12 protein-coding genes are annotated in these 13040 nt (G+C 52.5%); 6 read left to right on the forward strand and 6 right to left on the reverse strand.

From position 1 onward, the window contains the following. Positions 1 to 52: 52 nt before the first annotated feature. On the reverse strand, positions 53 to 1660 hold the full coding sequence (locus tag SAMA_RS18495; protein WP_011761665.1) for an AbgT family transporter: 1608 nt from the start codon (positions 1658 to 1660) through the stop codon (positions 53 to 55). Positions 1661 to 2296: 636 nt separating this feature from the next. Here SAMA_RS18495 and SAMA_RS18500 point away from each other — a divergent pair. From SAMA_RS18500 to SAMA_RS18510, 3 genes are read left to right on the forward strand one after another with little or no spacing between them, the layout of a single operon-like run. Continuing rightward, a complete protein-coding gene (locus SAMA_RS18500; protein WP_011761666.1) occupies positions 2297 to 2866 on the forward strand; it encodes a LemA family protein in 570 nt (189 codons plus the stop codon). 4 nt (positions 2867 to 2870) lie between these two features. After that, positions 2871 to 3887: a DUF3137 domain-containing protein gene (locus tag SAMA_RS18505; RefSeq protein ID WP_011761667.1), complete on the forward strand. Its 1017-nt coding sequence runs from the start codon at positions 2871 to 2873 to the stop codon at positions 3885 to 3887. Next, on the forward strand, positions 3887 to 4567 hold the full coding sequence (locus tag SAMA_RS18510; RefSeq protein ID WP_011761668.1) for a lytic transglycosylase domain-containing protein: 681 nt from the start codon (positions 3887 to 3889) through the stop codon (positions 4565 to 4567). The genes SAMA_RS18505 and SAMA_RS18510 overlap by 1 nt, the downstream gene beginning before the upstream one ends. A gap of 108 nt (positions 4568 to 4675) precedes the next feature. On the opposite strand, the gene SAMA_RS18515 is transcribed toward SAMA_RS18510, so the two are convergent. Beyond that, positions 4676 to 5530 (reverse strand): 23S rRNA (adenine(2030)-N(6))-methyltransferase RlmJ, encoded by an 855-nt coding sequence (locus SAMA_RS18515; protein WP_011761669.1) that lies wholly within the window; start codon positions 5528 to 5530, stop codon positions 4676 to 4678. Between the two features lie 134 nt (positions 5531 to 5664). On the opposite strand from SAMA_RS18515, the gene SAMA_RS18520 reads away from it, so the two are divergent. Further along, positions 5665 to 6411 (forward strand): class I SAM-dependent methyltransferase, encoded by a 747-nt coding sequence (locus tag SAMA_RS18520; protein ID WP_011761670.1) that lies wholly within the window; start codon positions 5665 to 5667, stop codon positions 6409 to 6411. Between the two features lie 5 nt (positions 6412 to 6416). Here SAMA_RS18520 and SAMA_RS18525 read toward each other — a convergent pair whose 3' ends face one another. Further along, complete coding sequence (locus SAMA_RS18525) at positions 6417 to 7292, reverse strand: DMT family transporter (protein WP_011761671.1); 876 nt, start codon at positions 7290 to 7292, stop codon at positions 6417 to 6419. Positions 7293 to 7401: 109 nt separating this feature from the next. Between SAMA_RS18525 and SAMA_RS18530 the strand changes: the two genes are divergently transcribed. Beyond that, a complete protein-coding gene (locus SAMA_RS18530; protein WP_041409968.1) occupies positions 7402 to 7884 on the forward strand; it encodes a MarR family winged helix-turn-helix transcriptional regulator in 483 nt (160 codons plus the stop codon). 1003 nt (positions 7885 to 8887) lie between these two features. Here the strand turns inward: SAMA_RS18530 and SAMA_RS18535 are convergent. Both SAMA_RS18535 and SAMA_RS18540 read right to left on the reverse strand, forming a co-directional pair. Continuing rightward, the gene (locus SAMA_RS18535) at positions 8888 to 9190 is read right to left on the reverse strand and encodes a hypothetical protein (protein ID WP_011761673.1); all 303 of its coding nucleotides are present in this window, start codon (positions 9188 to 9190) and stop codon (positions 8888 to 8890) included. A gap of 82 nt (positions 9191 to 9272) precedes the next feature. Then, positions 9273 to 10019 (reverse strand): type 2 periplasmic-binding domain-containing protein, encoded by a 747-nt coding sequence (locus SAMA_RS18540; RefSeq protein ID WP_011761674.1) that lies wholly within the window; start codon positions 10017 to 10019, stop codon positions 9273 to 9275. A gap of 247 nt (positions 10020 to 10266) precedes the next feature. On the opposite strand from SAMA_RS18540, the gene SAMA_RS18545 reads away from it, so the two are divergent. Then, positions 10267 to 12450 (forward strand): OsmC domain/YcaO domain-containing protein, encoded by a 2184-nt coding sequence (locus tag SAMA_RS18545; RefSeq protein ID WP_011761675.1) that lies wholly within the window; start codon positions 10267 to 10269, stop codon positions 12448 to 12450. Between the two features lie 140 nt (positions 12451 to 12590). On the opposite strand, the gene SAMA_RS18550 is transcribed toward SAMA_RS18545, so the two are convergent. After that, positions 12591 to 12989, reverse strand: coding sequence for an acyl-CoA thioesterase (locus SAMA_RS18550; protein WP_011761676.1), 399 nt, complete (start codon positions 12987 to 12989; stop codon positions 12591 to 12593). Between the last annotated feature and the right edge of the window lie 51 nt (positions 12990 to 13040).

The raw sequence follows: 13040 nt of genomic DNA on the forward strand, positions 1-13040 counted from the left end.
ATTACTCGCCTTAAAAAAGCCCCGCTCTGGCGGGGCTTTTTGTTGGGTACTCTTAAGGAGTGTAGTAAGTGGCGGCGCCCGGCCCCACAGGTAATCCAAAGCCGAACACCCACAGGAAGAAGAAGCTGGTCCAACCGACAAAAAACACCAGGGTATAAGGCAGCATGGTCGCCACCAGAGTGCCGATGCCCATGTCTTTTTTGTAACGACAGGCCACCGCCAGAATAAGACCGAAATAGCTCATCATGGGGGTAATCAGGTTAGTCACCGAATCACCAATCCGGTACGCCGCCTGAATGGTTTCCGGGGCATAACCCACCAACATCAACATGGGCACAAAAATCGGTGCCGTGACCGCCCATTGCGCCGACGCCGAACCCAGCATCAGGTTGATAAAGCCGCACATGGCGATAAACAGCAAAAACAGCAACGGGCCTGTCAGCCCGATGGCGCTCAGGGCATCAGCGCCCATCACCGCCAGCACGGCACCGAGATTGGTCCATTTGAAAAACGCTACAAACTGGGAAGCGAAGAACACCAGCACTATGTACATGCCCATGGTACCCATGCTGTGGCTCATGGCATTGATCACATCTGTGTCTTTCTTCATGGTGCCCACCACCTTGCCATACACCAGGCCCGGAATGGCAAAGCAGATGAAGATGAACACCACAATCCCCTTGAGGAAGGGGGAGCCTGCCACCAGGCCTGTATCCGGATGACGCAGCGGCGCACCTTCAGGAACCACGGTCAATGCCAGAATGACGCCCAGTACCAGAACAGCCAATCCCGCCATTTTCAGGCCGTGGCGCTCGATGTCAGTGACCTGCTCCATGGCCTGACCGTCGAGATCGACTGAGGCTTCGCTGGGGTCGTACTTGCCCAACTTGGGCTCGACGATTTTTTCGGTTACCCAGGCGCCCATAAAGGACACGACAAAGGTAGAGGCAAACATGAAGTACCAGTTCACCTCCGGGCCGACCACATATTCGGGGTCAATCATACGGGCAGCAGCTTCGGTGATGCCCGACAGCAAGGGGTCTATGGTGCCCAGCAGCAAGTTGGCACTGTAACCACCCGAAACCCCGGCAAACGCGGCAGCCAAACCGGCTAAGGGATGTCTTCCAAGGGAGTGAAAAATCATTGCCGCCATGGGGATAAGCACCACATAGCCAAGCTCGGAGGCCGTGTTGGAAACGATACCGGCAAAGACGATGGTGACGGTTACAAGGCGGCGGGAGCGGCCAATTACCAGTGCGCGCATGGCAGCGCTGAGCAGCCCTGAGCGCTCGGCAATGCCCACCCCAAGCAGGGCAACCAACACAGTACCCAGGGGCGTAAAACCGGTGAAATTGGTCACCAGGTTGGAGACTATAAGGCGCAGGCCCTCGGCATTCATCAGGCTGACGACCGAAATGATGCCGTCGGCACTGCGACCTGAGGCGCCTTCGGGGCGGGGGTCTGTCACCGAAAGTTCGAAATAGCCCAGGATCCCGGACAGCAGCACCACAGCAACACAGAACATGGCAAACAGGGTGATGGGATGGGGTAAGAGGTTCCCCAGACGTTCCACCAGATTCAAAAACCGGACAAACCAGCCGCTTTTGGCGATGTCTTCCGGTGTTTCAGAGGCCATCGCCTCCCGGGAGTTGGTGCTCATGTTCTTTCCTTCGGCCTGGCTGCTTGGCAGCACTCGTTATCATTAATTCATTCAGCAGCAATGGGCATCATAATCGCCAAACCGGCGTCAGCTGCGGGCTCGAAACCCTATCACAAACGAGTTAAGTCAAACTTAAGCTGAAAAAAAGGGATCCCTCAGGGGATCCCATCACGGCAAATTGGTCGCCAAATCCAAATGTTGTGCAGCTGTAACTCTATTGTATTAAGGCTGAACTCGAGCTGAACTAAATGACTGATTACAGGCTTTTACGTCTTGCTGACTTGTTAAATTGCCGAATCTATTCCTTTACTTGCCGGGAAATCGCTGGGGGCGGCCAGCCCCCTTGTAAGGATGTCGTTTTTTTACCCAACAAAAAATAATATTTTCCACATAAATACAATTAGATAAAAAAGTTTAACCTGCAATTGGCCAGGTTAAGTGTGAGATATGACAGGCCAATATCAAATCCGGCGTAAAGTCATAAATATCAATAGTTTTTGGCACGATAAAACCTGAAATTCCAGTGCCATGATGTCCAACCTGTTTAGATTTCACCCGCCACGGGTGCAATTTGGCCCGATTTGTGGTTATCTTGGGCAGCAATGGCCTGCAGGCACCCCTTTGAAAGGATTGATGATGGAAGGATTATTAATAGGTCTGGTTTTAGTATTGATAGTGGCCTACCTCTGGTATGTAAGCCTGATCAAGAAACGCAATACTGCCCGAGAGGCATTGTCAGGTATCGATGTGCAGCTTAAAAAGCGTGCCGATCTGGTTCCCAATATTCTGACCATAGCGCAGAAATTTATGGACCACGAAAAGTCACTGCTGACAGAGATCACGGCGCTGCGCACCCAGCTCACCGCCGGTTACGACAAAAATGACGCCGATGCTGTACGCCAGCACCTGGCGCAGGCCGATGCCCTAAACAGCAAGATGGGTCAGCTGATGGTGACGGTTGAAAACTACCCTGAACTCAAAAGCGACCAGACCATGGTGCAGGCCATGCAAACCTATAACGAGGTTGAAGCGCACATCAGTGCCGCCCGCCGTTTTTACAACTCGGCCGTGTCTGAACTGAACACCGCAGTGGAAATTTTCCCCGGCTCACTGATTGCCAACATGGCATCGGTTAAAGCCATGCCGTTTTTTGAAGCTCAGGAAGCCGACAGGGCACCGGTAAACGCCAGCGACTACCTGAAGTAACCCTATGAACATGCTCTCATTTCTGTTCGGTGCGCCCATCAGGGCGCAGCGGGCAGCCACAGGGCTTAAGGCACACAGAGACGATCTGCCCCGCCTGCAGGCCTATTACGATGCCGAAATCGCCCCCCTCAGCCGTAAATTTGAAAACCAACGCATCAGGGCGCTGAAACAAGCACGGCAACGCATCTATCTTGGGCTGGGTGTATTCGTTGCACTGCTCATCGCCTCTCTGCCGCTGATAAAACCCGGCGCCCAGTTTGTGCCCTTCAGCTGGATTGCTGCCGCAGGCATCGCCTTTTTAATCTGGCGCTGGGCCAGCTCGCCGATGCGCCAATATACCGGGGCGGTACAAAGTGAAATTTACCCGAGGATATTTCGGTTTTTCGGCCCTGACTTTGTGTTCGCCAAGGGGCAGGACATGGGGATCCGTATGTTTAAAGAGGCCAAAATTTTGCCCTCTTATGACAAGGCCCGCTTCGATGACTGTGTGCTTGGCAGCTATCTGGGGGTCAGCATCGGCATCAACGAAGTGCATTTGCTGAGGGAACAAAGGGACAAGGATAAAAACCGAGACGTGACTGTGTTTCGCGGCTTATTTATCTCACTCTCCAGTCACAAAGCCTTCAGGGGCCATACGGTGGCCATTCGCTCCCGGGGTTCTTTGACCAATTTTTTCTCTGACAGCCATGGCGGACTGGAACGGGTGCACCTGGAAGACCCGCAGTTTGAAAAAATGTTCGATGTGTTTTCAACGGATCAGATTGAAGCACGGGTGCTGTTGACCACCGCCTTTATGGAACGACTTATGGCACTGGCGCAGTTTTTCTCCAGCCGGATCCAGTGTGCATTCCACCGTGATCGCCTGCTTATCACCATAGAGAGCAGCCAAAACCGCTTCGAGCAGTCGTCTATTTTCAGCGCCGCCACCTTTGAAGACGAATTCAGCCGGATCCACGGCGAAATGAAGCAACTCTTTGCTATCATAGAATTACTTAAGCTTAACGAGTACACAGGTCTCTAATGTCATTTCGCTGGTCGCTGTTTTCCCTGCTTTTAGTTGCTATCGCCGGCACCAGCGCCGGTGCTTCTGATACTCAGTCATCCAGCGCAGAGAAGCCCCGCATTACCGCGCGCTACTCCGAAAATGGCACCAGCACCCAAACCAAGGTATATCAGTATGTTCAGCCCAATGGCACTGTGGCATTCAGCGACAAGGCCCCTGTCAGTGGCAAGTATGAAATCCTGCTGTTTGACTGTTATGCCTGTAATCCCAAGTCCAAGGTTAATTGGCGCACCATTCGTTTGAATCGCAGTTACGAGAAAGACATTTTACTGGCTGCCAAAACCTACTCGCTGGAACCGGCGCTGATACGAGCCGTAATCCACGCCGAGTCCAACTTTAATCCCAAGGCGATTTCCCGCACCGGCGCCGTGGGACTGATGCAACTGATGCCGGGCACAGCCAAGGACATGGGCGTGCGTAACTCTTTCCTGCCCCAGGACAATATTCTGGGTGGCAGCCGTTATCTGTCGCAGATGCTGGACCGATTCCAGGGGGATTTAAATCATGCCCTCGCCGCCTATAACGCCGGGCCTACCCGGGTTGAGGAATACAGTGGTATCCCCCCTTATCCAGAGACCAAAGCCTACATAGAACGGGTCAATATTCTCCTGCAGCGCTATCGCAATTTACGCACTTGAGGAGCTTGACCCGCGGTAAAAGGTCCATGGAAGTATTCCCATCCAAGACCTGCGGCCAATAAAAAACGGGCAATAAGCCCGTTTTTTATTGGAATCGACGGCAAGCCGTTACTCGCCCACTTCCCACTCAACCTTGACATAACCGCCGTCAACATTGAGCACAGGGTGCAAATAGTCCAGCATCTCTGTGGCTATGGTGTCCAGTTGCCAGGGCGGGTTAATCACCCAAAGGCCAGCAGCCGTCATGCCGAACTCGTCTGAGTCGGGCTTGATGCCCTGCTCAATCCTGAGCTGCCGACGAATGCCGCTGTCTTTGAGCTTTGAGAGCATGGCCTCGGTTTGTGCACGGTTTACCACCGGATACCAAAGCATGTATACCCCAGTGGCAAACTTGCGGTGAGCCTTGATGATGGCATCAGCCACGGCTTCATAGTCGGTCTTGATTTCAAAACTTGGGTCTACCAACACCACGCCACGACGCTCCAGCGGCGGCACGCTGGCCAGCAGACCGCTTAGACCATCCCATTTACTGACCTGTACCTGGCGGGCATCTTCAAAGTATTCATTCAGGAGTTCAAAGTCGGTACCGTGCAGTTCGTGCAACACCATACGATCGTTTTGCCGAAGGTGCATATCCACAAACGCCGGCGACCCCGGATACCAGGAGAGATCTTCGCTGGTATTTTCGTTGCCTTCATTGAAATGGCGCACGGCCTCAACATAGTGTTTGAGCGATGCGGGCAAATCGGTTTTATCCCACAAACGGGCAATACCGTCTCTGTATTCGCCGGTCTTTTGGGCAAATTCATCCATCAGACTATAGCCACCCGCCCCGGAATGGGTGTCTACGTACACAAAAGGCTTATCCTTTTTCTGCATTAAATCGATAACTTGCAGCAAAATGGCGTGCTTTAGCACATCCGCATAGTTGCCAGCATGAAAGCCATGGCGATAACTCAACATAGGGGATCCCGGGATCTGTACTGGGTTGAAAACTGCCAACATTATAACTGCTTGCCAAGCCACTGTATGCTTTTGTTCCGGCGCGCCCGGGTTGGCGTTATACTGCCGCGAGTTTCATTAAAGGACATCCAGCCTTGTTCCCCATCCAGATAGCGCCAAACGATCCACGTCTTACGCAAATTTGTGCCCGTTGGGACCTTACGCCCAATGACAATGCCGAATTTTCCCTGCTGTTTGAGGAAGACATACTCACGCTGAAAAAGCGTGATGAACCCAAGCTCGGTGGCATTATGGTCGACTTTGTCTCTGGCGCCGTAGCCCACAGACGCAAGTTCGGGGGGGGCCGTGGTCAGGCCATTGCCAAAGCGGTGGGCCTTAAGGCCGGGGCAACACCCACAGTGGTGGACGGCACTGCAGGCCTGGGGCGGGACGCTTTTGTGCTGGCGAGCCTCGGGTGTCGGGTACTCCTGATTGAACGCCATCCTGTGGTAGCGGCCTTACTTGAAGATGGCCTGCGCCGAGCCTATCTCGATGGCGAAATTGGCCCCTGGATGCAGCAGCGTATGCAACTGGTACATGGCTCCAGCCTCGAAGCGCTGGACAATCTCGAGGACAAACCCGACGTGGTGTATCTGGACCCCATGTATCCACACAGGGAAAAATCCGCGCTGGTGAAAAAGGAGATGCGGGTATTCCAGTCGCTGGTTGGCGCCGACACAGATGCCGATGGTCTGCTGGCACCGGCGCTGAGGCTGGCGCAAAAACGGGTGGTGGTAAAGCGGCCCGACTATGCTGAGGATCTCGATGGCGTCAGACCCAGTACCCGCATCGAGACCAAGAAAAACCGCTTCGACGTGTATGTCAAAGCGGCCATGGGCTGATTGGCTTAGTTAGCAGGCCGTTTAAAGCGCTGCCACAGGCTGGGTAAGAGTGAAGACACTATCATACCGGCCATTAGCATGTACTGGGTGTGACTGTACTGTTCGCCCATCAGCAGCACACCCAGGGCAATACCCGTAATGGGGTTGGCGATGCCACCAAAGGTAAAGTCGACAATACTCATCCGCTGCATCAAAAACACATACAGACCATAGGCAAGCACAGTGTTGAAGAGCACAATCCAGGCGATGCCGGCAAACTCCCGGCCACTGATACCATCTGCCACAGCCGCAAATCCACCTGGTGCAATCAACCACTGACCGGAGCCTATCAACGCAAGCAAGGCGCCCCCCAGAATCAATTGCCAAACCAATACATCCCACCAATGCATCCTGCCACTCAGGGTTTGGGTCATGCGACTGCCCAGAATGATGCAGCTTATGGCCGCAAACATCGCGACAAGCCCAACCGGATTAAGAGACAGACTGGCGGGATTAAAGAGCATCAACCCCAAAACCAACAATAAAACACCAGCCAATATCTGCGCCCCTGAAGGCTTATGCTTGAGCACCACAAATTGGAAGATCATCGCAAACAGCGGAACTGATACCATGCCCACACCCGAGATAGCGGATGGCAGGGTATGGGCCATCACAAAAATCAGACTGAAGAAGAGAGCTATGTTTACAGCCCCTAATTTCAGCAGTGCCAACCCATGCTCACGGACGGGAAATCTGGGACGAAAACACCAGAGAATTATCCCCGCCGGCAACGCGCGAATCGCCCCCAAAAGTAAGGGCGGCCAGTCGGGTAAGGTGTATTGAGTCACCCCATAAGTGGTTCCCCACAGGGCCGCTGTCAACATGGCTAAAATTATGTTCATGCAAAGTATCTTTATATTGAGATTGTTTTCAGGCTAACGCAGAAAAAACTTCTCGTAAAGTATCTTTATGCTAAGATAATTTTATATCGATGAAAGTATGAGATTTTACATGGACGCCGTAGATAAAATTCTGGCGCAGTGGGCAAAAGAGAAACCCGACATGGATACCCTTTCAATGGGTATCATGGGTCGCCTGGCAAGACTCACCAAACATCTGGAGCAGGAAATTACGCTTTGCCACAAAGCATATGGCCTCAAACCCGGCGAGTTTGATGTACTTGCCACCTTGAGAAGAAGCGGCGCTCCCTATCGACTAACACCATCGGATTTGCTGTCTGCCATGATGCTCACATCCGGGGCCATGACCAACAGACTCGACCGCTTGGAGGCCAAAGGTTTTATTGCCCGTGAGCACTGTCAGAAGGACAGACGCAGTGTCGAAGTTTGTCTGACTCCCAAGGGAATTTCAACCCTGGCGCAGGTACTCTCGCGTCATGTCGAGACGCAAAATAGGGTACTGTCCAAATTGGGGCGGGATGAGCAACTGCTCCTCAGCCGACTATTGAAAGACTGGCTTGCTCATTTTGAGTAAATCTTGTCGGGAGCCACTTTGACGACTCAGACTCCCTGCTGTCCTGTAACTGTTCGTTGCTTTGCGCGCTTAAGTCCGCATGACCTGACTTAAAAGCAGCGATATTAAGCCTAACGTTTGAGTCTTTCTTTTGTTTAAGACGATAGTACTGACCCTAAAACTGGCTTAGTCCCCCAGAGAGGTCAGCAAACCTTCCAGTGCCTTAATCTCCGGGCTGGCATCCGTGAGCCACGGACAAAACAGCAGGGACTCCTCCTCTGGCATATTGGCAGAATCACCTCAAAAAGCTCTCGATTCAGATAGACAACACACCGCAATATAGATAAATAATATTCACCCATTTAGCTTTAACGCCCTTCTTTAAAGCAGGATTACCCAGGGCAAATGTGCAACCAAGTTAGGTGTGAATGAACATGTATCCGTGCATCGTCCCAAGGTTCAGTCTTTCGCTTGAGCAAGGGTTCGAGCTTGGGCCTGAGTGGTCAAAGGTCACTAAAGACTCTGACACCGGCACGATACAACAATTTGAGACCTGTGGCGATTTCGAGCTAAGCTCATCACACTAATCACGCCCAGATGAAACCAAATAATGCATTCTGCAAATAAAAATTCACAATACTGTCAAAATAAACAAATACTTAGATAGTATAAATTGGCATGTGAATGAAATATATTGCTCTATAGGCAATAAAAACTATTGAAACACTATCAAACGTCTTCCCATTGCATCAGATGGAACCAAAGCGCTTAACACACAACAAAAACGGATCGGGAGCGGTATCCGGTCGATTCTCAGTTTTCATTTGGTGTCTGCAACACGCGCATCACGATACTCTGGATGCAACAAAGGGAAGTCTCGGGTTGAAGGTCTGGCTCCGTAGACACCTCAGAGACTTCTCCTATGCTCCAAAAGCAATAGGTGAAAATAATTCATCAATATATGGATAATGCCGTCCGCACCCGCTGGGATAAACCCAGACAGAATTGGCCGCAGAAATCAGACTCAGGAGAGTTTCACTCCGTACTTTTTGAAGTACCAAAAGATGGCGGGCAGTTCGAGCACAAAGTAGCTAACCAGGGTGAACCAGAACCAATTCACCTCAGTAAACAGCAGATTAAAGGCTGCTCCTGTGCCCCAGTATTTCATCCCCACGGTCAGCAAGGCCAACCCAGAGGCACCCAGGTCACAGAAAGAAATACGTTGAAAATCACTGCCTGCGACGCTTGGATATACCAAGCCGTAAGCCAACACTATGATCGCCAGATTCAGTAATACCACTGCCAACTCGGGCGTAAGACCGCTCATGCCACACTCCACCAACTGCTTATGGGCCCATCATACCCCTTGGTGTCATAACAAAGCCACGTCATAGGCCAATTGGAACAGATTAAGGACTGCTGCCAGCTTCCAAAGCCTGACGTCGGTAGGACTCAATTAACCCTTCCCGGGTCATGCTTCCCAACACCTTTTCCAAGGGCTTTGCCAAGGCAGCATTCTTTGGGTGCAGTATGGGGTAGCCATAGACTTTTTCCAGTACCCCGGCCATTTTCAGATTTGTGTTGGGGAAGGCGCCGCTGGCAAGGAGCGAGATCACATCGACCTCTATATCCACATACACATCGGTTCGGCCAGCGAGCAGTTTGCGGATCCCCGTTTCCCAGTCATTGGCGATGGACAGATTTTCCGGCTTGATGAGAGGCACCAGGCGCGTCTCAGCCAAGACGGCACCACGGCGGTATTCCACTTTTAAATCATACAGGGCCAAATCTTCCCACTGTTGCAATACCAAGTCTTCCCTGGTGGTGAAAGCTGCCACATTGCTCCATGCCACCGCCACAGGCACCAAAATGAGATTGGGGTGCAATACAATAAAATCTTCGGTTCTGGCCAGGTCGCCATCGACAATACCCTGCGCCAATAAAAGCTCTCCCCGCTTATCGGGATAGATGCTAACTTCATACTCCTTACCCAACCGCTTAAATGCTTCGTCATACACGAGCTGCAGCCATTGATAACCACTGTTGTGTTCGCCTCTGGCGTTGATAAACACCAGAGGCGCCTCTTCACTCCTGACACCAAAAAACAGGCTGAAAAACATCAACAAAACGCCAAAAAAACCACAAATTTTTGCCACTGTTAACCCCTTGGTATTCCTTACGCTCGAGAGGGTGACTGCACCATCATGGGCAGGGCCTTTAGCCTGTTCTCAGTATAGGACGGCTTAAGTCAGGGTCAGGGCAAACTTTAGCATCAATCGGACAGTTTTATCCCCGCACAATTAACCCAAGACTAATGGGGCAAAAAAGCCGATAATTGCGCTAATTTTTCAGCGGTTTTGCCGCGGGGCAACTGCATATGCCCGCAACATCTGGAATTATCCCATGGAAATCAAAGTTAATTTTCTCGATAACCTGAGACTGGAAGCCAAGTTCGACGACTTCACCGTGGTTGCCGACCAACCCATTCGCTACAAGGGCGATGGCTCGGCCCCCAGTCCGTTCGACTACTTCCTGGCTTCCTCCGCCCTGTGTGCCGCCTACTTTGTGAAGGTGTACTGCGTGTCGCGGGATATTCCCACCGAAGGTATCCGCCTGTCGCAAAACAACATTGTTGACCCGGAAAACCGCTACAACCAGCAGTTTAAAATTCAGGTTGAACTACCAGAGAGCATCAGCGACAAAGACCGCGAAGGCATTCTGCGCTCCATCGACCGCTGCACCGTGAAAAAAGTGGTCCAGACCGGCCCCGAGTTCGTTATCGAAACCGTGGAAAACCTCGACGAAGACGCCCAGGCCATGCTGATGGTGACGCCCGATGCCGACCACAGCACCTTTATTGTGGGGAAAGACCTGCCGCTGGAGCAGACCATCGCCAATATGACCGCCAAGCTGGCGGAGCTGGGAATGAAAATTGAAATCTCCAGCTGGCGTAACCTGGTACCCAACGTCTGGTCACTGCATATCCGTGACGCCGCCTCGCCCATGTGCTTTACCAACGGCAAAGGCGCCACCAAAGAAAGCGCCCTTTGCTCGGCATTGGGTGAATTTATCGAGCGTCTCAGCTGCAACTTCTTCTATAACGATCAGTATTTTGGTGAAGAAATAGCCAATGCTGAGTTCGTGCATTACCCCAATGAAAAGTGGTTCCCGCTGGAGGAAGACGACTCGCTGCCAGCAGGTCTGTTGGACGAGTATTGCCTCGATATCTACGACAACGATGGCGAGCTGTGCGGCTCTCATCTGGTGGACACCAACTCGGGCAACTATGAGCGCGGCATCTGCGCCATCCCTTACATCCGCCACAGCGATGGCGAGACAGTGTATTTCCCGTCCAACCTGATTGAAAACCTATTCCTCAGCAACGGCATGAGCGCGGGCAACAACCTGGCCGAAGCCAAGGTGCAGTGCCTGTCGGAAATCTTCGAGCGCGCGGTAAAGCGCCAGATCATCGAAGAAGAAATTGCCCTGCCGGACGTGCCCAAGGACGTGCTGGCCAAGTACCCTTCCATAGTGGCGGGCATCGACGCGCTGGAGGCCCAGGGCTTCCCGGTGGTGGTGAAAGATGCCTCCCTCGGCGGCCAGTTCCCGGTGATGTGCGTAACCTTGATGAACCCACGCACCGGCGGCGTATTTGCCTCCTTTGGCGCCCACCCAAGCCTCGAAGTGGCGCTGGAGCGCAGCCTCACAGAGCTGCTGCAGGGCCGCAGTTTCGAAGGTCTTAACGACGTGCAAAAGCCCACCTTCAACAGCATGGCGGTGCAGGAGCCAGAGAACTTCGTTGAGCACTTTATCGACTCGACTGGGGTGATCTCCTGGCGCTTCTTCAGTGCCAAACACGACTATGAGTTCGTGGAGTGGGATTTCTCCGGCACCAATGAAGAAGAATCCACCGCCCTGTTCGGCATCCTCGAAGATCTGGGTCTTGAGGCCTACATCGCTGAATTCACTGCTCTGGGCAGTGCCTGCCGTATTCTGGTGCCCGGTTACTCAGAGGTGTATCCGGTCACCGACCTGATTTGGGATAACACCAATAAGGCGCTGGATTTCCGTGAAGATATCCTCAACCTGCATCGCCTGAGTGACGATGAGCTTGCTGATTTGGTTGAGCGCCTCGAAGAAAGCGAGCTGGATAACTACACCGACATCATCACCCTGATTGGTATCGAATTTGATGAAAATACCGTTTGGGGTCAGCTGACTATCCTTGAGCTCAAGCTGCTGTGCTACCTGGCGCTGGGCGAGCTGGAAGCGGCCCAGGAACTGACCGAGACCTTCCTTCAGTACAACGACAATACGGTAAAACGCGGCCTCTTCTATCAGGCCATGTCAGCGGTGCTGGAAATCAGCCTGGATGATGAGCTGGCGCTGGAAGACTACCGCCACAACCTCACCCGCATGTTCGGTGAAGAAACCATGGACGCCGTAATCGGCTCGGTGGAAGGTTCGGTGCGTTTCTATGGCCTCACCCCAACCAGCATGAAACTGGAAGGACTGGACCGTCATCAGCGCTTGATTGAAAGCTATAAGAAGCTGCACGCCGCCCGCGCCAAACTGGCGGGGCTGTAATTCGTTGTTCTGACATTTTCCGGTCCTGACATTCTCCGCTCCTGCCATAGTCAGGCACTGATTTTACAGGTTACGGAAGCTAACCGGACATCAAAAAGCCAACCCTGAGGTTGGCTTTTTTGTTGGCGAGAAAACTTGCCTCAGACAACGAGGAAGGTGCCAAGCTGCTCGCGGATATCGGCGGGAATACCCACGCTTTTTTCGGTCTGGTAATCGTAATGCACCAGGGTGGTTTTGGCTTCGGCGGTCATTTTGCCGGCCTGAAAACTCTGCTGCAGCACTTCAAAACTGGAATTACCGATGCGGGAGATGCGGGTAATCACCTCAACCGGCTTGCCGTAATAGGTGGGCGCGGTAAAAGCGATGGTAAACCCGGCCACAATCAGGTTCCAGTGGTTCAGGTCCAACTCGGGGTTGAAGATGGCAAAAATCGGCTCGCGGGCAGCTTCGAACCAGACGGGGATCACCGTGTTATTGATATGGCCCAATCCATCGGTTTCGTTGAATCTGGGCTGAATACTGAGGTCAAACTGTGCCATAGGTTACTGTTCCTGTTGGATTTTGATTCTTATAGGCGCCAACAGTATATC

Origin of the sequence: Shewanella amazonensis SB2B (assembly GCF_000015245.1) — a bacterium.
Taxonomy (GTDB): Bacteria; Pseudomonadota; Gammaproteobacteria; order Enterobacterales; family Shewanellaceae; genus Shewanella; species Shewanella amazonensis.

Coding starts and splice junctions, on each gene's coding strand:
- SAMA_RS18495 (WP_011761665.1), bottom strand. CDS start 1,660: ATGAGCACCAACTCCCGGGAGGCGATGGCCTCTGAAACACCGGAAGAC.
- SAMA_RS18500 (WP_011761666.1), top strand. CDS start 2,297: ATGGAAGGATTATTAATAGGTCTGGTTTTAGTATTGATAGTGGCCTAC.
- SAMA_RS18505 (WP_011761667.1), top strand. CDS start 2,871: ATGAACATGCTCTCATTTCTGTTCGGTGCGCCCATCAGGGCGCAGCGG.
- SAMA_RS18510 (WP_011761668.1), top strand. CDS start 3,887: ATGTCATTTCGCTGGTCGCTGTTTTCCCTGCTTTTAGTTGCTATCGCC.
- SAMA_RS18515 (WP_011761669.1), bottom strand. CDS start 5,530: ATGTTGAGTTATCGCCATGGCTTTCATGCTGGCAACTATGCGGATGTG.
- SAMA_RS18525 (WP_011761671.1), bottom strand. CDS start 7,292: ATGAACATAATTTTAGCCATGTTGACAGCGGCCCTGTGGGGAACCACT.
- SAMA_RS18530 (WP_041409968.1), top strand. CDS start 7,402: ATGGACGCCGTAGATAAAATTCTGGCGCAGTGGGCAAAAGAGAAACCC.
- SAMA_RS18535 (WP_011761673.1), bottom strand. CDS start 9,190: ATGAGCGGTCTTACGCCCGAGTTGGCAGTGGTATTACTGAATCTGGCG.
- SAMA_RS18545 (WP_011761675.1), top strand. CDS start 10,267: ATGGAAATCAAAGTTAATTTTCTCGATAACCTGAGACTGGAAGCCAAG.
- SAMA_RS18550 (WP_011761676.1), bottom strand. CDS start 12,989: ATGGCACAGTTTGACCTCAGTATTCAGCCCAGATTCAACGAAACCGAT.